The 19,511-nt window shown below is 33.4% G+C and carries 14 protein-coding genes; 6 read left to right on the forward strand and 8 right to left on the reverse strand.

Annotated elements, in window-relative coordinates; all coding sequences use genetic code 11:
- Positions 1–81: 81 nt before the first annotated feature.
- The gene (gene lon / locus AC061C_RS10895) at positions 82–2,532 is read right to left on the reverse strand and encodes an endopeptidase La (RefSeq protein WP_478291195.1); all 2,451 of its coding nucleotides are present in this window, start codon (positions 2,530–2,532) and stop codon (positions 82–84) included.
- A 310-nt stretch (positions 2,533–2,842) separates the two neighbouring features.
- Here lon and AC061C_RS10900 point away from each other — a divergent pair, with 310 nt between their 5' ends.
- The 4 genes from AC061C_RS10900 to AC061C_RS10915 are packed head-to-tail and all read left to right on the forward strand — an operon-like array spanning position 2,843 to position 5,729.
- The gene (locus tag AC061C_RS10900) at positions 2,843–3,397 is read left to right on the forward strand and encodes an RNA polymerase sigma factor (protein ID WP_478291196.1); all 555 of its coding nucleotides are present in this window, start codon (positions 2,843–2,845) and stop codon (positions 3,395–3,397) included.
- On the forward strand, positions 3,394–3,930 hold the full coding sequence (locus AC061C_RS10905; protein WP_478291197.1) for an anti-sigma factor: 537 nt from the start codon (positions 3,394–3,396) through the stop codon (positions 3,928–3,930). Before AC061C_RS10900 ends, AC061C_RS10905 begins: the two co-directional genes overlap by 4 nt.
- Positions 3,914–4,978: a hypothetical protein gene (locus AC061C_RS10910; RefSeq protein WP_478291198.1), complete on the forward strand. Its 1,065-nt coding sequence runs from the start codon at positions 3,914–3,916 to the stop codon at positions 4,976–4,978. Before AC061C_RS10905 ends, AC061C_RS10910 begins: the two co-directional genes overlap by 17 nt.
- A 16-nt stretch (positions 4,979–4,994) precedes the next feature.
- Complete coding sequence (locus AC061C_RS10915) at positions 4,995–5,729, forward strand: head GIN domain-containing protein (protein ID WP_478291199.1); 735 nt, start codon at positions 4,995–4,997, stop codon at positions 5,727–5,729.
- A 33-nt stretch (positions 5,730–5,762) separates the two neighbouring features.
- Here AC061C_RS10915 and AC061C_RS10920 read toward each other — a convergent pair whose 3' ends face one another.
- From AC061C_RS10920 to AC061C_RS10945, 6 genes are all read right to left on the reverse strand, one after another.
- Positions 5,763–7,151, reverse strand: coding sequence for an MFS transporter (locus AC061C_RS10920; RefSeq protein ID WP_417969561.1), 1,389 nt, complete (start codon positions 7,149–7,151; stop codon positions 5,763–5,765).
- Between the two features lie 118 nt (positions 7,152–7,269).
- On the reverse strand, positions 7,270–8,082 hold the full coding sequence (locus tag AC061C_RS10925; RefSeq protein WP_478291200.1) for a M48 family metallopeptidase: 813 nt from the start codon (positions 8,080–8,082) through the stop codon (positions 7,270–7,272).
- Between the two features lie 89 nt (positions 8,083–8,171).
- Entirely contained in the window at positions 8,172–10,571 is a 2,400-nt protein-coding gene (locus AC061C_RS10930) for a glycoside hydrolase family 31 protein (protein WP_309757958.1), read from the reverse strand.
- 190 nt (positions 10,572–10,761) lie between these two features.
- The gene (gene glgB, locus AC061C_RS10935) at positions 10,762–12,669 is read right to left on the reverse strand and encodes a 1,4-alpha-glucan branching protein GlgB (RefSeq protein WP_478291201.1); all 1,908 of its coding nucleotides are present in this window, start codon (positions 12,667–12,669) and stop codon (positions 10,762–10,764) included.
- A 62-nt stretch (positions 12,670–12,731) separates the two neighbouring features.
- On the reverse strand, positions 12,732–14,012 hold the full coding sequence (locus AC061C_RS10940; protein ID WP_478291202.1) for a glucose-1-phosphate adenylyltransferase: 1,281 nt from the start codon (positions 14,010–14,012) through the stop codon (positions 12,732–12,734).
- On the reverse strand, positions 14,009–15,430 hold the full coding sequence (locus AC061C_RS10945) for a glycogen synthase (protein ID WP_478291203.1): 1,422 nt from the start codon (positions 15,428–15,430) through the stop codon (positions 14,009–14,011). Before AC061C_RS10945 ends, AC061C_RS10940 begins: the two co-directional genes overlap by 4 nt.
- Positions 15,431–15,593: 163 nt before the next feature.
- On the opposite strand from AC061C_RS10945, the gene AC061C_RS10950 reads away from it, so the two are divergent.
- On the forward strand, positions 15,594–16,460 hold the full coding sequence (locus tag AC061C_RS10950; RefSeq protein ID WP_478291204.1) for an alpha/beta hydrolase: 867 nt from the start codon (positions 15,594–15,596) through the stop codon (positions 16,458–16,460).
- Positions 16,461–16,483: 23 nt separating this feature from the next.
- Positions 16,484–16,873 carry a peptide-methionine (R)-S-oxide reductase MsrB gene (gene msrB / locus AC061C_RS10955; RefSeq protein ID WP_478291205.1) on the forward strand — a complete coding sequence of 130 codons (390 nt, stop codon included), beginning with the start codon at positions 16,484–16,486 and terminating at the stop codon, positions 16,871–16,873.
- A gap of 480 nt (positions 16,874–17,353) precedes the next feature.
- Here msrB and AC061C_RS10960 read toward each other — a convergent pair whose 3' ends face one another.
- The gene (locus tag AC061C_RS10960) at positions 17,354–18,979 is read right to left on the reverse strand and encodes an amidase (RefSeq protein ID WP_478291206.1); all 1,626 of its coding nucleotides are present in this window, start codon (positions 18,977–18,979) and stop codon (positions 17,354–17,356) included.
- Positions 18,980–19,511: the final 532 nt, after the last annotated feature.

Consider the following 19,511-nt stretch of genomic DNA (forward strand, 5'->3'; position numbering starts at 1 on the left):
GTTTTTATAAAAAAATCCAAATTCTTAAGCTGAAAAACAGTCTAGGAATTTGGATTTTTAATGATTTCGAAAGCTACTTACTTACAAAATTTTAGCATTTTTAACCTTTTGATCGGTTAAAGCAAATTGCAATACTTCGCTCATTTCTTTTACATAATGAAACGTAAGCCCATCAAGATACTCCGATTTTATTTCATCGATATCACTTTTATTTTCGTGACACAAGATAATTTCTTTGATGTTGGCTCTCTTCGCCGCAAGAATTTTCTCTTTAATTCCGCCTACTTGCAACACTTTTCCACGTAACGTGATTTCACCTGTCATGGCTAAGTTTTTCTTCACCCGTTTTTGTGTAAACAAAGAAACTAATGAAGTTAACATGGCAATTCCAGCACTTGGACCGTCTTTTGGTGTAGCGCCTTCTGGAACGTGCAAGTGAATGTTGTATTTAGAAAGAATCTCGGAATCCAGTCCTAAAAGCTTCGCATTCGCTTTAATATATTCCAAAGCTATTGTTGCTGATTCTTTCATTACTGTTCCTAAATTTCCAGTAATCGTCATAGTACCTTTTCCCGGAGATAGCAACGATTCTATGAACAAAATATCACCGCCTACTGATGTCCAAGCCAAACCAGTAACTACTCCAGCAACATCATTATTCTCGTATTTATCTCTTTCTAATCGAGGAACACCAAGTGTTTTTACAATATCCTCGTCTGTTACTTTCTTATTGTACTCCTCTTCCATAGCAACTGATTTAGCTGCATTACGGATGACTTGAGCAATTTTAGCTTCAAGACCTCGAACACCAGATTCTCTAGTATATCCTTCAACAATTTTTTCTAATTGTTTTTTTCCAATAGTCAAATCCTTGGTCGTTAAACCATGTTCTTTCAATTGTCTTGGAAACAAATGCTGACGCGCAATTTCTACCTTTTCTTCAATTGTATAGCCTGACATTTTGATGATTTCCATTCTGTCTCGCAAAGCAGGTTGAATGGCCGCCATATTATTAGACGTTGCAATAAACATTACTTTAGACAAATCATACCCCATTTCTAGGAAATTATCATAAAAAGAATTGTTTTGTTCTGGATCTAAAACCTCTAGCAAAGCCGAAGATGGATCGCCTTGATTACTGTTGGATAATTTATCAATTTCATCCAAAACAAAAACTGGATTTGACGTTCCTGCTTTTTTCAAGCTTTGAATAATCCGTCCGGGCATTGCACCAATGTAGGTTTTTCTGTGTCCACGAATCTCTGATTCATCACGCAAACCACCCAATGAAATACGCACATATTCTCTTCCTAAGGCTTCTGCAATAGAACGACCAATAGAAGTTTTACCAACTCCTGGAGGTCCTGTTAAGCATATAATTGGCGATTTCATATCATTTCGCAATTTTAAAACTGCAAGATGTTCTATCATTCTTTTCTTTACTTCTTCCAGTCCAAAATGATCTCTGTCTAAAATTTTCTGCGCACGTTTTAAGTCGAAAATATCTTTAGAGTATTCGTTCCAAGGTAAATCTAGAAACAACTCTAAGTAATTTCTTTGAATACCAAAATCTGGTGCCTGCGGATTCATGCGACGCATTTTTGATAGTTCTTTATCAAAATGCTTTTTAGTTTTATCATCCCATTTTTTGGTCAAAGACTTTTGTAGCATTTCGTCCATTTCTTCCTCTTGGGAAACACCACCTAGCTCTTCCTGAATGGTTTTCATTTGCTGATGCAAGAAATATTCACGTTGTTGCTGGTCTAAATCAAAACGAACTTTTGACTGAATATCATTTTTTAATTCAAGTTTTTGCAACTCGATATTCATATATCTTAGCGTCTCTAAAGCGCGTCCTTTCAACTCATTAATAGCCAACAAGTCTTGCTTCTCTTTAACAGACAAATTCATGTTAGAAGTAACAAAATTGATCAAGAAGGATTGGCTCTCGATATTCTTGATAGCAAAGGTCGCCTCACTAGGAATGTTTGGACTTTCTTTGATAATTTGAATGGCTAGCTCTTTAACTGAATCCAAAATAGCCAAAAACTCGGTATCATTTTTTTTCGGTCTTTTCTCAGGAACCTCTTTAATTTTTGCTGTTAGATACGGTAGTTCCTCAATAACAGTATCAATCTCGAATCGCTTTTTACCCTGAAGAATAACCGTAATATTTCCATCAGGCATTTTTAAAACTCGCAAAATTCGAGCAACAGTACCTATGCGGTGAATGTCATTTTTAGTTGGATCTTCGTCTTCTTCGTTAATTTGTGCAACGACACCAATTGTTTTTCCAGCAGCATTAGCGTCATTAATTAATTTGATTGATTTATCGCGTCCTGCAGTAATTGGAATAACAACACCAGGAAATAAAACCATATTTCGCAACGGTAAAATAGCCAATAATTCGGGTAAAGCCTCGTTGTTCATTTCCTCCTCATCTTCAGGAGTCAATAGTGGAATTAAATCTGCTTCCGAATCAAATTCTTGAAGTGACAGATTGTCAATAGTAAGTATTTTATGATTTGACATAGTATTATTTAAGTCTTTTTGTCATTAAAAATTGCAACTTTTAAGCAAATATAAGGTTTCAGAATATTCTTTTTAAATAAAATCATTGTTTACTTCTTATAATTTGCAAAACTCTAAAAGAGTCAATCACTGTGCCAAAACACAATCACTTTGTGCTATTTCCCATTCAAAACAACTTTTCTTGGTTGTAGCAACAGCAACCAAATAAAACAATTTGAAACAGGTTAAAAGAAAAAATGTACATTAGTTTTATAAAAACTGTAACAAACGAGAAAATAACAAGTCCTTACAATAAACTAAAATAAACTGTTTGAGTTTCACCAACTATACCATCGAAAAATTAATTGTGCTTTGCCAGCAAAAAAATCAAAAAGCACAATGCGAGGTTTACAATCGCTATGCAAAAGCGATGTACAATGTTTCGTATCGAATTGTAAAAGATGTACATTTTGCAGAAGATGTTATGCAGGAAGGTTTTTTAAAAGCATTTACTAAAATAAATGATTACAAGAAAGAAGTGGTCTTTGGGGCTTGGTTAAAAAGAATCATCGTGAATTGTAGTATTGATTTTTATAAAAAAAACAATCAATTTAAACCCGAAGATTTTGATACTACGCTTTATAAAATTGAAGAGAATGATACCGATTCAATAGAAAGTCCAAATTTTAATGAACTCAAAGTAAAACAAATTTTAGAGACTATTAATACACTAAAATACAATTACAGAATGGTTTTGACCTTGTTTTATATTGAAGGATATGATCAAGAAGAAATAAGCGAAATTCTGAATATTAGTTATGCCAATTGCAGAACTACACTAAGTAGAGCCAAAGATTGTTTACGTAAAAAACTAGAGGAAATATGAAAGAGGAAAATAAAAAACTGGATCAATTATTTGAAAAATATGAAAACGAATGGGACATCGAAACCCTTGAAGCCAGTCATGAAGAACGATTCCTAAAAAAAATGAAGCCTGAAAAATCAAATTGGAAACGCTTTGTTTCAATTGGCATCGCGGCTTCCATAATAATTATGCTAGGAGTTTCTATTTTCAATGCTACACCAAAAAAAACGGAAGAATTGCGGTTTGCATCACAAGAAACAAAACAAACCGATTCTATTTTTACAATTTTAATAGAAAATGAATTAGAAAAAATTAAGGAAAAAAAGTCTCCAGAAAATGAAAGAATAATTGCAGATGCACTCCAGCAAATGAGATCTTTAGATAGTGATTATACCAAAATAATTAAGGAATTAGAAACCAATGGCGAGAGCAAACAAATTATTTATGCAATGATTAGCAATCTTCAAACACGAATTTCTTTTTTACAAAATGTTCTGCTACATATTGAAAACACTGAAAAATTAAAAGCCATATCAGATGAAAAAACAATTTAAAATAGTCCTATTATTGGCTTTAATACCCTTTTTAGGATTTTCAAATGAACCTGATTACATTCATTCTAAACAAAAAATAATCAAGAAAACGTATTTCGTAAATTCGGATGCGGGTCTTTACATCGATAATTCATACGGTACTATTTCTGTAACTACTTGGGACGAAGATAAAACCGAATTGGATATTGTAATAAAAGTGAGTGGTGACAACGAAAATTGGGTGAACCAACGCTTAACCGATATTAATATTGATATCATTGCGCTGAAAGGTTTGATTACTGCAAAAACAATTTTGGGAAACTCAAGCTATAAAAGCAATGGTAAAAACAATAGTTTTCAGATTAATTATACCCTGAAAATTCCAAGAAATGGAAGTGTAAAATTGCATAATAAATACGGGAACATCACTACGGCTGATTTATTTGCTGAGGCAGAAATTAAATGTAAATATGGTAAAATTGCATTAGGTAGATTATCTGGAAACTCTAATAATGTACTTGTAGAATATTGCTCTAACTCGACTATTTCATATCTGAAAAATGCCAGCATCATTGCAAAATATTCAAACCTAAAAATTGGAGAAGCCATAAAACTTGACTTGACTTCTGATTATACTGATATCGAAATTCAAGAAAGCGATGTTATCAAATACAGCAGTAAATATGGAACTATCAAAATTCAAAATGTAAAATCCTTAGATGCAAGCGGCAATTATTTAACGCTCAAAATTGGTGAACTGTCCAATACTTTAAAACTGTCGACCAAATACAGCAATGTAACTATTGGAACTATTAGTGCAAAAGCCAAAAGTATAGCTATTGCAGCGGGTTACACAGGATTAAACATTGGATTTGATGCTAATTTTGCTTTTGATTTTAATGTATCTGTAAAATATGCTAGTTTTAAACATGACAATGAATTAGAAATAGATTCAAAAGAAGACTCTAATAACTTGAAAAAATACAGTGGTTTCTATAAGAAAAAAGGAGTAAACAACATCACTATAATGTCAGATTACGGAAATGTAACACTCCTAAAAAAACAATAACTCTAAAACTTTAATCATGAAAAATTCCATTAAATTATTTGTTAGTTGCTCGCTATTACTAACTACTATGACTTACGCACAATGGTCATCCAATCAAAAAATAAAAGGAAACGGGAAATTTATTACTGAAAATAGAAGTACCGCTTCTTATGATGAAATCGCAATTACGGGATTTTTTGATGTAGAATTAGTTGCAGGAAAAGAAGGAAATATAACTGTAAAAGGAGAGGAAAATTTAGTACCATTCATAAAAGTTGAAGTAGTCAATCAGGTATTGAAAATTTCAACTGAAAAAAACAAATACTTTACGTCTAGCAAAGGAAAGCAAATTGTAATTGTTGTTCCCTTTGAAAGCATAACTCAGGTTTCCTTGACTGGTTCAGGCGATGTGATTACTAAAAACAGTATTAAATCCAAAACATTTGCAGTCAAACTAATTGGTTCGGGTGATATGAAGTTAGGAATAGAATCAAATGATATTGAAATTAATTTGAGTGGTTCTGGCGACATACAACTTAGTGGAACCACAGTAAATTTAGATACAAATCTAAATGGATCTGGAGATATAGATGCAGCCAACCTGAAAGCCACAAACGCTAAAGCAACTATATCTGGCTCGGGCGACACCACTATTTATTGCAGCGATACTCTTTACGCTAGAGTTTCAGGCTCAGGAGATATTGATTACAAGGGAAACCCAACAAAAAAAGATGTAAAGGTGAGCGGTTCAGGAACTATTTCAAAAATGTAAATTAGCTAGTACTTGTATTGTTTTAAAGGTGTTTTATTCATTTAAAACACCTTTTTTTGGTACCCTTTTTAAAAGAAAAACAGCAGTCACAAAGAATACACCAAGAAATACAATTGCTAATCTAGGACTACCAGTAATCTGATCAATAACGCCATATACTACCATTCCTATTACGATTCCTATTTTTTCTGCTACGTCATAAAAACTAAAAAACGAAGCGGTATCTTGCGTTTCTGGGAGTAATTTTGAATAAGTAGACCGTGATAAAGATTGAATTCCTCCCATCACCAAACCTGCAATTGACGCCATTACATAAAAATGTATGGGTAAAGTGATAAAAAATGCAAGTGCACAAAAAGCCGCCCAAATACAATTAATACCAATCAATGTAGGAATGTTACCAAATTTAGCTGAAGCTCTTGAAGTTAAAAAAGCACCTAACACCGCTACTAATTGAATGATTAAAATACAAATTATCAAACCGATGGTTCCTTCCTCTTTTGAAGACCAAGCAATTTCTTGTGCTCCAAAATACGTAGCAACTAACATCACCGTTTGTACTGCCATACTAGACACAAAAAAACTCTCTAAGTAGCGCTTTAACGCACTGTTCTCTTGCAACAAAACCCATACTTTCTTTAATTCTTTAAATCCATTAAATACGACATGACGAGTAACTTTACGATCGTTATTTTTGTTACCTTTTGGCAAGAAATAATAGGAATACTGACTGAAAAGTACCCACCAAACACCAACCATTACAAACGAATAACGCATGGCTTTCATGGCTGCTTCTCCATCAGTTCCTGTGATTCCAAAAAGTTTTGGCTTCATAATCATGCCCAAATTAATCACTAATAAAATGACACTCCCAATATATCCTAATGAATATCCTTTGGCGCTAATACTATCTTGCTGTTCTGGATAAGCAATATCAGGTAAGTAGGAATTATAAAAAACGAGGCTTCCCCAATACCCGATCAATCCAAAAAAGTAAAACATCAATCCGATGTAAATGTTCTCTAAATTAAACCAGTACAAACCCATACATGACAGTGCTCCCAAATAACAAAAGAATTTCATAAATGATTTTTTATCTCCAACATAATCTGCAATTCCAGATAATAATGGCGAAAGAAAAGACACAACTAGGAATGCAAAAGCCGTCACAAAACTTATTAAAGCGGAGTTCTTAAGGTGCAGCCCAAAAACATCAATATAATGGCTGCGATCTGCAAATAAAGCATCGTAAAAAATAGGAAATACTGCAGAAGCAATTGTTAAGGTGTATACAGAATTTGCCCAGTCATAAAAAGCCCACGCATTTAATAATTTTTTACTTCCTTTTTCTAATTCAGCCATATGATTTATTTTTTGATTACGAATGTATTTATTTTTAATTAAGAACCATAAAAAATACAAACATTTTACACATTAAGAAATCATTACGATAAGAAACTGTGCACTATAAAAAGAGCAAAAAAAATAAGGCTATCCTTTTAGGGATAGCCATATTTTTTTGTTCATCGAAAAATCTGGATTATTTCATCACTCCAACTTTTGCTGCTATAGCTCTAGCTTCTGGAATTAATGCTTTCAGATTTGCAATTCTAGTGGCATCTGAAGGGTGCGTACTCATAAATTCTGGTGGTGCTTGTCCTGTAGATTTTGCAGCCATTCTAGACCAAAAAGTAATTGATTCCTCTGGATTATAACCCGCTATTGTCATTAAAGTCAAACCTATTTGATCTGCTTCTGTTTCGTGACCTCTACTGAAAGGGAGCATGAAGCCCAACTGAGTACTCAAACCATACGCTTGGTTCCATATTTGTTGCGTTTGCTGACTTTTCCCTCCAGTGGCAGCGCCTACGACAGCACCACCTAATTGTTGCGCTTGCGCTGTTGTCATACGTTGTGCACCGTGATCTGATAGTGCATGTGCCACTTCATGTCCCATTACTGTTGCTAAACCAGAATCATTTAAGGTTACGGGTAAAATACCAGAATACACTACAATTTTTCCTCCAGGCATGCACCACGCATTTACTTCTTTACTATCAATCAATTTGTATTCCCAACGATACGCATTTAAATAATCTGTCTTACCTAAATAGGTTAAATATTTTTCAGCTGCTGCTTTGATTCGCATTCCCACTGCTTCTACTTTTCTGGCATCAGCGGTTCCTGTAATTACTTTATTTTCGTTTAAGAAAGTGCCGTATTGTTGAAAAGAAGTGGGAAATAAAGCAGCATTAGAAACTACATTCAAACTCTTTTTTCCGGTCATAGGATTAGTAGCACATGAATACACTAAACCTAATGCTATAAACCCTACTATTAAATGTTTTCTCATAATTTTATATTTTAATTGTTTAACAAAATTACAATGATTACAAATATTTATATTTACATAATTAAAAGTAAAAGTATCAACTTTATTTGTTATTCTCCTGAAATGTGCAAAGCCGTAAACTCCTTATCAACAATTAAATAACCTGAAATTTCTAAAGTATTTATATCAAATGATACTTCTACATTATCTATTTCGATCATTTTGACTTTGAAGGGTAAACCAATTAAATTGATTTTATACTTCGAATAATTGGTATCGTACTTCCCTTCTTTATGCAACTGAATGTTCAATTCCTTTTCTTTACCTGTCGCTTGGAATGACAGGAAGCTATACCTTCCTTTTTTGTAATCATATCCATCTTGTGCATCTTCGTAAACCACAGATTTTTCTTTTCCTTCTTTGTAATAAACATCTAAAGTAAGCTCTTCAAACTGTAATTCTCCAACGTATTGCTGTACTGGATATTTAGGAATGATGGCACCAGCTTTCACAAAAATTGGAATCTCGTCAAATTTAGTGTCAACCCAAATTTCTTTACCTCCTTTTATCACTTCGTTGGTCCAGTAATTGTACCAAATACCGCGCGGAAGATACATTCTTCTACCTACTGCATTGGGTTCTAAAATAGGACACACCAAGATTTGATTACCAAAAATAAATTCATCATTTCTATAATGTGTTTGGGTATCTTCTTGATCGAAATAAACTAACGGTTTTAGCATTGGAATTCCTTCTTCAATATATTGCCAAAACATAGTGTACAGGTAAGGTAACAATTGGTATCGTAAGTTGACAAACTTTCTTGTAATGTCAATCACTTCCTCATCAAAAGCCCATGGTTCTTGGTCTCCATGATCGCCTGAAGAGTGTGTTCTACAAAAAGGATGAAAAACACCCAATTGAATCCAGCGCGCATACAATTCCCCCGAGGGTTGTTCTGCAAAACCTCCAATATCAGAACCCGTAAAACCCATCCCCGAAATTGACATACGTTGCATTTGGATATTGGCTATCCATAAATGTTCCCATGTAGCTATATTATCTCCTGTCCATGAGGAGGAGTAGCGTTGCGCTCCAGCATAAGCTGATCGCGTAATAACAAAAGGTCTTTTAGGATAAGCGAAACGTTTTACACCATGGTATGTTGCTCTGGCCATTTGAGTACCGTAAATATTATGTGCTTTTCGATGACTACAAGGATTACCATCATAATCATGGCGTACATCCATAGGAAATGTTTTGTTGGGAACCTCCATTACTGCGGGCTCATTCATATCATTCCACACACCTTTTACTCCAATATCTGAAATGAGTTCTTTGAATAATCCTGCCCACCATTCTCGTACTGCTGGATTGGTATAGTCTGGAAAGTTACATTCTCCTGGCCAAACTTTTCCTTTCATGTAAGGCCCATCAGCTCTTTTGCAAAAATAATCTTTTTCTAAAGCCTCTTTGTAAACGGAATATTCTTTGTCGATTTTTATTCCAGGATCGATAATAACAACCGTTTTAAAACCATCTTCAGCTAGTTCAGCCACCATTTTTTTCGGGTCTGGAAAATAGTCTTTATTCCAAGTAAAACATCGAAAACCATCCATATAATCAATGTCTAAATACAAGGCGTCACATGGGATTTTGAGTGCTCTAAATTTAGCAGCAATAGCCTTAAAATTACTTTCTGGATAATAACTCCACTTGCATTGATGGTAGCCAAGTGCCCATAGTGGAGGCAATTCTGGTTTACCAGTCAAATCAGTGTACGTTGTTACTACATCTTGCATTTGAGGTCCATAAATGAAATAGTAATTCATTTCTCCTCCTTCTGCCCAATAACTCGTTACGTTTCTTCGTTCATGACAAAAATCAAAATAGGTTCTAAAAGTGTTATCAAAGAAAATACCGTACGATTGCTTGTTTTGTAAGCCAATATAAAATGGTACCACTTTGTACAAGGGCTCTTGATCTTTTTGAAAAGCATATTGATCGGTCGCAAAATTTTCTAGTCGTTTTCCTTTCAAATTCATTTGTGTGGCTTTATCGCCAAGGCCATAAAAGCATTCTCCATCTTTTGATGCCTTGCTCATTTTTACGATATTTCCGCCGTATTCGTAGCTTTCCTCCCAATGAAAACCCAATTCATCCTCTAAAATAATTGCATCTTCTAAATCAAAAATAGACAACCTCATATCTGTTTTTTGAATACAACATTTTACTTTACTAGTTTTAATTTGGTAATACTCTTCTTGTTCAGAAACCGCAAGAAAATTATAGCCATGAGAATGACTTTTATCAATTGCATATGAAAAATCAGCACTAAAATACCCTTTTGTTGTAAACCTAAATCGGATTAAACTGTCTCTGAGTACAGTTACCTTCAAAATAACACTATTATCAGTATGGAAATATATAGAATCTACATCATGTTCAAAAGAAACAATTTTTGTGGGGTATAAATCGCCTTTGTATTCTAATTCTGTATTCGTAATCATATTTTAAGGTATTAATTTTAATCTTTTATAAAAAACCAAACATACAAAATTACTTTGTAAACAGTTATATATGTGTGTTTTATTAGCGAAAACGTTGTAGCAAAATTTCTCGTAAAATCAATGATAAAACAATGGTTTTCATTTGTGATGAAAACCATTGTTTTGTTAGGGTAAAAACAGTCGTCTCGATTTATGCAACTTTAAAAACTACTACACTTAGTGGAGGCAAAACTAATGCAACAGAATAATCTCTTCCATCATAAGGCATGGCTTCTATGACTATTTTATCTGAGTTTAAAACTCCACTTCCACCATAATTTGTACCATCACTATTAAAAATTTCCGTTAACTGTCCTTTTTGAGGCAAGCCAATTCGGTACTCTAATCGAATTACTGGAGTAAAATTGCATACTATTATCACATCATTTTTTGAATCATTCCCTTTTCTAATAAATGACACTACAGCATTTTGATGATCCGAATAATTAATCCATTCAAAACCTTCAGGACTAAATTGTTTTTCATGCAAAGCAGGTTGTGTTTTGTACAAATTATTTAAATCTGAAATCAATTTTTTTATTCCTGCGTGATACGGAAACTGCAACAAATGCCAATCTAGACTTCCTTCAAAGTTCCATTCATTGCTTTGTCCAAATTCACTACCCATAAACAATAATTTTGTTCCAGGATGCACAAACATATAGCCATAAAGTAGCCTTAGATTTGCAAATTTCTGCCATTCGTCACCTGGCATTCTGCCGGCAATAGATTTCTTTCCGTAAACCACTTCATCGTGTGATAGTGGCAACATAAAATTTTCAGAAAAAGTATAGGTCATGGAGAACGTCAAGTCATCTTGGTGGTATTTTCTGTAGACGGTCTCTTTTTGAAAATATTCTAGCGTGTCATGCATCCAGCCCATCATCCATTTCATTCCAAAACCCAAACCACCCATAGACGTTGGTCTTGAAACCATTGGAAACGAAGTACTTTCCTCCGCAATGGTTTGAACACCTTCATAATTTAAATAAACCGCTTCATTAAATTCTTTCAGGAAACTGATGGTATCTAAATTTTCTCTTCCACCGTAAATATTAGGTTCCCATTCTCCTTCCTTTCTTGAATAATCTAAATATAGCATCGAAGCCACAGCATCAACGCGCAATCCATCTGCATGATAATGATGCAACCAAAACAGCGCATTACTAATCAAGAAGGAGCGTACCTCATTGCGCCCATAATTAAAAATCAAACTTTTCCAGTCTGGATGATAGCCTTTTTTGCGATCAGGATGTTCAAATAGATTAGATCCGTCAAAAAATCCTAATCCATGCGCATCATCAGGAAAATGAGAAGGTACCCAATCCAGAATTACTCCAATTCCAGCTTCATGTAATGTATCAATTAAGTACATAAATTCCTGTGGATTCCCAAAACGGGAAGTTGGAGCAAAATAGCCCACGAGTTGATAACCCCACGACGGATCATACGGATATTCCATAATAGGCATAAATTCAACATGCGTAAAACCTGTTTCTTTGACATAATTTACTAAATCGTTCGCAAATTCTAAATAAGTAAGAAAACGATTTTCTTCCACATGCCTTTTCCATGAACCTAAGTGCACTTCATAAACGGAATAGGGCTTGTCTAACCCATTGTGCTGCTGACGCGTTTCCATCCAGTTATCGTCTTTCCATTTATAGTTTAAATCCCAAACTACAGAGGCCGTATGCGGAGGTTTTTCACAATAAAAAGCAAAAGGATCTGCTTTTTCTATAACAATACCATTATTAGTCGACTCTATTTTATATTTATAAATCGTTCCTTGTTCGATATTTGGAATAAATCCTTCCCAAATTCCAGATGAATCCCAGCGCACTTCCAATTGATGTTCACCTTGTGTCCAAAAATTAAAATCGCCTATCACAGAAACAGATTGTGCCGTAGGAGCCCAAACTGCAAAATAAACACCATTTACTCCGTCAACTGTTACGAGATGAGCACCCAGTTTTTCGTACAGTCGGAAATGTTTTCCAGACTTAAATAAGTCGATATCAAAATCAGTAAAAAGGGAATGCGAAATAACTTTGCTCATAAAAAAAGGTGTCTTTCTACTTGATTAAAAATAGAGAATTATTACAAAAATTTGTCTGTGAATTATTTTATTACATAGTTATCCGGCATTACTGCACCTTTCTTTATAACCACAATCCCATCTTTTATAGCATATATTTCATTGGAAAAATCTTCAAGGTGTGGACCACCGTTTATAAAAACGTCATTGCCAATTCTACAATTTTTATCTACTAATGCGTTTTTAATAAAACATCTTTCACCAATGCCTACCAATTGCTTGCCATTACTAACATCTTCGTTCATGTCATCCATATTTTGATAGAAATCATTACCCATAACATAGCAATTTTGAATGACTGTGCCTTCTCCTATTCTAGCACGAATCCCAATTACTGAGTTACTAATTTCTTTGGCATTCAAAATACAACCTTCAGAAATTAACGATCGATCTACCATTGTTTTTTGAAATTTTGATGGCGGAAGTAATCGAGGTCTGGTAAAAATCTTATTATCGTTATCAAATAAATTAAATTTGGGCAAGTCATCAGTTAAACCAATATTTGCTTCAAAAAATGAATCTATGTTACCGATGTCTGTCCAATATCCTTCGTATTGATAACTCAATATTTTTTTATGCCCTACAGCTTGCGGTATGATTTCTTTACCAAAATCTTTAGTCTCTTTATTAGACATAATGTCGATCAACAATTTTTTATTAAAAATGTAGATTCCCATAGAAGCTAAATAATTTTTACCTTCACTTTTCATTTGGTCGCTCACATTCGATTCCCAATCTGGAAGCAATTCCTTGGCTGGTTTTTCAATAAAAGACTCAATACAACTTTGAGCATTTGTTTTTAAAATTCCAAATTCAGGCGCATCTTTAGCATTTACGGGCAAAGTAGCAATAGAAATATCGGCTTCATTTTTAATATGCTCTTCTAGCATATCGTTAAAATCCATTTGATACAATTGATCCCCGGACAGAATTAAAGCATAATCAAAGTCATGATTCAAAAAATGTGGCATACATTGTCTCACGGCATCAGCTGTACCTTGAAACCATGTCGGATTATCAGGAGTTTGCTCAGCTGCAAGAATATCTACAAAAGCATGACTAAAAATACTAAAATTATAAGTGTTTTTTATGTGCGCATTTAAAGAGGCAGAATTGAATTGCGTTAAAACAAACATTCTATAAATGTCTGAATTCATACAATTTGAAATAGGAATATCAACTAATCTATACTTACCACCTATAGGCACAGCAGGTTTGGATCTCGTTTCTGTCAACGGATACAATCTTGAACCTTGTCCACCTCCTAAAATTATTGCAATTACATTTTTCTTTTTAGCTTTCATTTTTTGTTGATTAATAGTTGGTACATTTCTATATATTCTTGGCAAACCCGCTCCCAAGAATGGTCGGCGTTCATACCACGTTTTATAACTTTGTTTAATTGTTGTTTGTCCCCATATAAACGTATCGCTCTTTGAATAGAGTAGCAAATGTCGCCAACAGATGCCTGATCGTGACAAATTCCATTCCCGTCATCCCCAAAATCAATGACGGTATCGCGTAACCCTCCCGTTCTTCTCACAATAGGAATTGTTCCATAACGCTGCGAATACATTTGGTTCAAACCACAAGGTTCTACTCTCGAAGGCATTAACAAAAAATCAGAACCAGCATAAATTAGGTGCGCTAATTCTTCATTGTACCCAATAAATGTGTTGTAATTTCCTTTATGATCTGATAATAAGCCATTCAACTGATTTTCAATTACTTCATTTCCGGAACCTAAAATTAGAATATTAATCTGTTGAAAATTTTCTGACAAAGCTAACTCCGAAGCTTGTGGCAATAAATCGCCACCTTTTTCTTCTAATAACCGACCTATAAAACTAAAAAGAGGCTTGGTGGGATCTAAATTAAAAAGATCACATAGTTTTGCTTTGTTCTCTTGTTTTCCTTTTTCAAAATTGTTTATTGAATAATTAGTTGAAAGCATAGCATCATTAGTGGGATCCCAAACTTCAAAATCAATTCCGTTCAAAATACCTTTGGATTTGTAGCGCACTAAATTAAACAGTGATTCCAATCCGTTCGCCGAATAATTGATTTCATTCAAATAACTTGGTGAAACTGTAGTTACACTTTGTGCACATTTTACGGCAGTTGCCAATGAATTGATACAATTGTCCCATTCTAAAATTTTTACATGAGCCAAATCAAATTCAGGTAAATAAAACAATTTATCAAAACCAAATTGTCCTTGGTACAAGCCATTGTGAATAGTAATAATTGAGGGAGTGTCTTTTAATTTTGCATATTTATAACAATACAGCATCATAAAAGGAATTAATCCAGTGTGGTGATCGTGGCAATTAATTACATCCGGAACGTCGGGTCTAGTTAAAATCCAATCCAGAGTTGCAATTTGAAAAGATAAAAATCGCTCAATATCATCTTGGTATCCATATACATCTTTCCTATCAAATAAGTCAGGGATTTCTACCAGATACAATTCAAATCCTAAAATATCTTTTTTTTCTTTTAAAATATGGAAAGGAAAATTGAAACTACCCAGTTTTACATGTCCTAAATGAACACTTTCAAAATCATTTTCTTTTATAAACTTGGTGTCATAACTTGGTATTACTACCCGAGCTTTATGTCCCGCATTATTTTGATATTTTGGTAATGCACCTACAACATCAGCTAAACCGCCTACTTTTGCAACAGGATAACACTCTGCACTAATATGAAATATTTCCATTTATGAAATTTTGATAGTTTTTATTTACTTCTTTTTTTGATCTTAAAATTTGATTCAATTGTGTTAATACTTATAAAACCATCTGTAAAAAATACTACTTTTATGTTTTTTTAAATTTACTAAAAAAATTACAAAATAATCACACGCTTGAAAATTTATTGAAATGACAAAAAACAGTTCTAATACTATACAAACTTTAAAAATTCCTAAAATTATAGTAATAACTAGTAAACTAATCGCTTTAATATCAACAAAACTGATTATTTTATTTACCGCTAAACTCTTTACAACGCCTATTAGACATAAAATTCCAAAAAGAGAATTAAGCATGGATCAAAACACGATTCAAAAATTAATTAAGATTCCAGCAATTAACAAAGATGTTGTTATTTATAAATATGGCGCAAGTAAAAAAAGAGTTTTATTAGTGCATGGATGGTCCGGACGTGGTACTCAGTTGTTCAAAATTGCAGATGAACTCCTAAAACAAGGATACTCAACAATAAGTTTTGATGCACCTGCTCATGGCAAATCGCCTGGTAAAACAACAATCATGGTCGATTTTATCACTACTATTTTAGAAATTGATAAGCAATTTGGACCTTTCGATGCTGCCATTGGACATTCATTGGGTGGAATGTCAGTATTGAATGCGATAAAAAAAGGTTTGCAAGTAAATCATGCTGTAGTCATTGGAAGTGGTGATATTGTAGAAGATATTATAGATGATTTTATAGCTAAATTAGAATTAAAACCAACAATAAGTACACTTTTAAGTTTACACTTTGAGAAGAAATACAAAGAAAAAATGAATGATTATTCTGCTTTTTTAGCAGCCAAAGTAACCAACATTCCCGTTTTAGTAATTCACGACAACAACGATGTAGAAGTTCCTGTAAAGGCTGGAATTCATATTCATAACTATTTAAAAAACGGAACATTATTTTTAACAGATGGATTGGGACACAGAAAAATTTTAGGAAATCAAAAAGTTATAGAAAAAACAGTACAATTCATTCAAAACCTATAAACAGAATTTTAAATTAGAAAATTATGACATATCCTATCGAAAAAACAGAACAAGAATGGAAAGAGCAATTAGGTGAGGAACGCTACAAAATTCTTCGTCAAAAAGGAACCGAATACCCGCATACAGGAACCTATAATTTGCATTTCGAAAAAGGAAGCTATTGTTGTGGAGCTTGTGGAGAGGCACTATTTGAGAGTAATTCAAAATTTGATGCTCATTGTGGATGGCCGTCATTTGATGAATCCATACCAGGCAAAGTACAATACATTTCTGATGTATCGCACGGGATGAAACGTACAGAAATTTTATGTGCCAATTGTGGAAGTCATCTGGGACATGTGTTTGATGATGGACCTACAAAAACAGGACAAAGGTACTGTGTAAACTCTTTATCAGTTGATTTTAAAGATTAGTACTATTTGATTTTATAACTCTTAATATTAGTTTGAAAGTTTGATTAATCGCAATCTTTAAATGTAAATTTACACCAAAAAGTAAAGATTAGTAATTACAAACGTTTTCAAAAGCTGTAATATTTTGAGTTTACTTTAATGTATATTTAGCTACAACTACACCACTATGGACTTAAAGTCCATAGATTTTGTTTGGCAGACTGAAAGTCTGCGAGGTTAAAATGTAAAATCCACCGCAAATTCGCAAATTTAAAGACTTGCAACGTAAAAAATAATTTGCGAATTTGCGGTAAATATTTTTAGAACCTGAAAGGGAAATGCACTAAAGTACATAGTTTTAACTATTTTTGAGACCAATAAAATATTAAATATATAATTGTATTTGAATTCACTTTTCATAAAGATACTCCTAAATAGGTTTAACAATTTAGGAGTATTCTATTTTATACAAAACGCAGTACTTAATTATGGGTGTTGAACTTACAATAAAAAGGAAGGTTTTAATGCAGGGATCAATCTTTTTTTTGATACTTGCTCATAAGCAAATCCTAATCCAATCAATTCACCTTCCGTATAAGGCAGTCCAAAAAAAGATAAGCCTACAGGTAAATCATATACTTGTCCACAAGGAATTGTAAGATGAGGATACCCGCTTGTCGCAGCTGGTGAAGTCAAAGAATATCCTCCCCACCGATCACCGTAAATAACATCAATACTGCACGCTGGACCCATGGTAATTCCGCAAATAGCGTCAAGTTTATTATCCTTAAATACAGTGTTTAAAACGCTTTTACTTCCCTCAAAACTTGCGTTCAGTGCTGTGATATATTCTTTACTGTCTAAACCTTTTTTGGCTTCAGAACTCTCCAGAGTTTCCTGTTTAAAATATGGCATTGCCTTATCCGCGTTAGCGGTATTAAAGGCAATAACCTCATTTAAATTTTTTACTTTTGCATTGGCCGTAGCTAAATAGCTATTAAGACCCTCTTTAAATTCATATTGCAAAACTTCAAATTCGGCTTGACCTGAAGAGTTAATTTTCTCCAAATAGTCAATTTCTACAATAGTAGCACCTTGTTTTTTAAGCAGGTTGATTGCCTCTTCTAAAAGTGCATTGATATATTTATTATTCCCTTGTGGCTTTTTTTCAATTCCGATACGTTTCCCTTTTAAAGCATTAACTTCTAAAAACGAAGTATAGTCCTTTTGAGCTTTTCCTTTGCTCTCTAGTGTCACAGGATCAGATTCATCAATTGCTGCAATTACACCCAATAATATTACAGCATCTGTAACAGTTCGGGCCATTGGTCCTGCTGTATCTTGAGTTTTTGAAATAGGAATAATTCCAGATCGACTAACCAAACCAACAGTAGGTTTTATTCCAACAATTCCATTTACCGAAGCTGGACACACAATAGAGCCATCTGTTTCTGTTCCAATAGCAACTACGCAAAGATTGGCAGAAACTGCCGTACCAGAACCAGCACTAGACCCACATGGATTATGATCCAAAATATAAGGGTTTTTAGTCTGACCACCTCTGCTACTCCACCCAGAACACGATTGCGTTGAACGAAAATTAGCCCATTCACTCAAATTAGTTTTCCCAATGATTATTGCACCAGATTCTCTCAGCTTTTTTACTAAAAAGGCATCTTTTGAAGCAATATTTCCTGACATTGCTAATGAACCAGCAGTAGTTTGCATTTTATCGGCAGTATCAATATTATCTTTTATTAAAATTGGAATTCCATGTAAAGGTCCTCTATTTTTACCTGCTTTTAATTCTTTATCCATTGCAACTGCAATCGCAATTGCATCTGGATTTACCTCGATAACTGAATTTAGTTTAGCGCCATTTTTATCTAAGTTTTCAATACGTTTTAGATATAGGTTCACCAATTGCTCGGAAGTATATTCGCCTGAGATTAATTTTTTGCGCAGCCCCTCAATAGTTTCCTCTTCTAGTTCAAATGTTGAGTTCGAATCTTTATCAGAATTTGAATTTTCATCTTTTTTTGCACCTAAGGTGCAACTAGCTATAGATAATGTTGCGAGACCTGCGGAAGCTAAAGTTGCATTAGTTAAAAATGATCTTCTTTTCATATAAAACATTTGATTTTAATTAATTATACTAAAATACTTTTTTTAAATGAAAAAACAATAAACTTAAAACGGGGTAAGTGTTAAATTTTAATCTAACACCGCTAAGCATTAATGATATAAACTGAAAAATTAAATTTTTAAAAAATTGCTTTTAGCTAAATTCAAAGAAATCATAACTTATTTTTGTGAAAAAATATTAAAAACTAATATTAGTAATTCTAAATTCTACACAATATTAAATTCTTTTATCGACCTACTGAAATTTTTAATACATTAGATTATAGTAGACTACTTTGAACTAACTAATATTTATGCTTAATTTTTGCTTCCCCACAGGTTTTAGGATTGATCCAAAATAATCCACAACAATTTCAGGTAATAATAATTTGATTAGCTCACTAAAATAATCTTGCATTTGTATCTATTTTTAAAATACAAATATCGAAATTTAATATTTCCCCACAGGTTTTAGGATTGATCCATTGCTCTACCCTCTGAGCTAAGGTACCATACTTTTAAAAAGTAAATTATA

Source organism: Flavobacterium sp. GNP010 (assembly GCF_056428945.1).

Coding starts and splice junctions, on each gene's coding strand:
- AC061C_RS10950 (WP_478291204.1), top strand. CDS start 15,594: ATGACAAAAAACAGTTCTAATACTATACAAACTTTAAAAATTCCTAAA.
- AC061C_RS10940 (WP_478291202.1), bottom strand. CDS start 14,012: ATGAAAGCTAAAAAGAAAAATGTAATTGCAATAATTTTAGGAGGTGGA.
- AC061C_RS10905 (WP_478291197.1), top strand. CDS start 3,394: ATGAAAGAGGAAAATAAAAAACTGGATCAATTATTTGAAAAATATGAA.
- lon (WP_478291195.1), bottom strand. CDS start 2,532: ATGTCAAATCATAAAATACTTACTATTGACAATCTGTCACTTCAAGAA.
- msrB (WP_478291205.1), top strand. CDS start 16,484: ATGACATATCCTATCGAAAAAACAGAACAAGAATGGAAAGAGCAATTA.
- AC061C_RS10930 (WP_309757958.1), bottom strand. CDS start 10,571: ATGATTACGAATACAGAATTAGAATACAAAGGCGATTTATACCCCACA.
- AC061C_RS10925 (WP_478291200.1), bottom strand. CDS start 8,082: ATGAGAAAACATTTAATAGTAGGGTTTATAGCATTAGGTTTAGTGTAT.
- AC061C_RS10945 (WP_478291203.1), bottom strand. CDS start 15,430: ATGGAAATATTTCATATTAGTGCAGAGTGTTATCCTGTTGCAAAAGTA.
- AC061C_RS10910 (WP_478291198.1), top strand. CDS start 3,914: ATGAAAAAACAATTTAAAATAGTCCTATTATTGGCTTTAATACCCTTT.
- AC061C_RS10915 (WP_478291199.1), top strand. CDS start 4,995: ATGAAAAATTCCATTAAATTATTTGTTAGTTGCTCGCTATTACTAACT.
- glgB (WP_478291201.1), bottom strand. CDS start 12,669: ATGAGCAAAGTTATTTCGCATTCCCTTTTTACTGATTTTGATATCGAC.
- AC061C_RS10960 (WP_478291206.1), bottom strand. CDS start 18,979: ATGAAAAGAAGATCATTTTTAACTAATGCAACTTTAGCTTCCGCAGGT.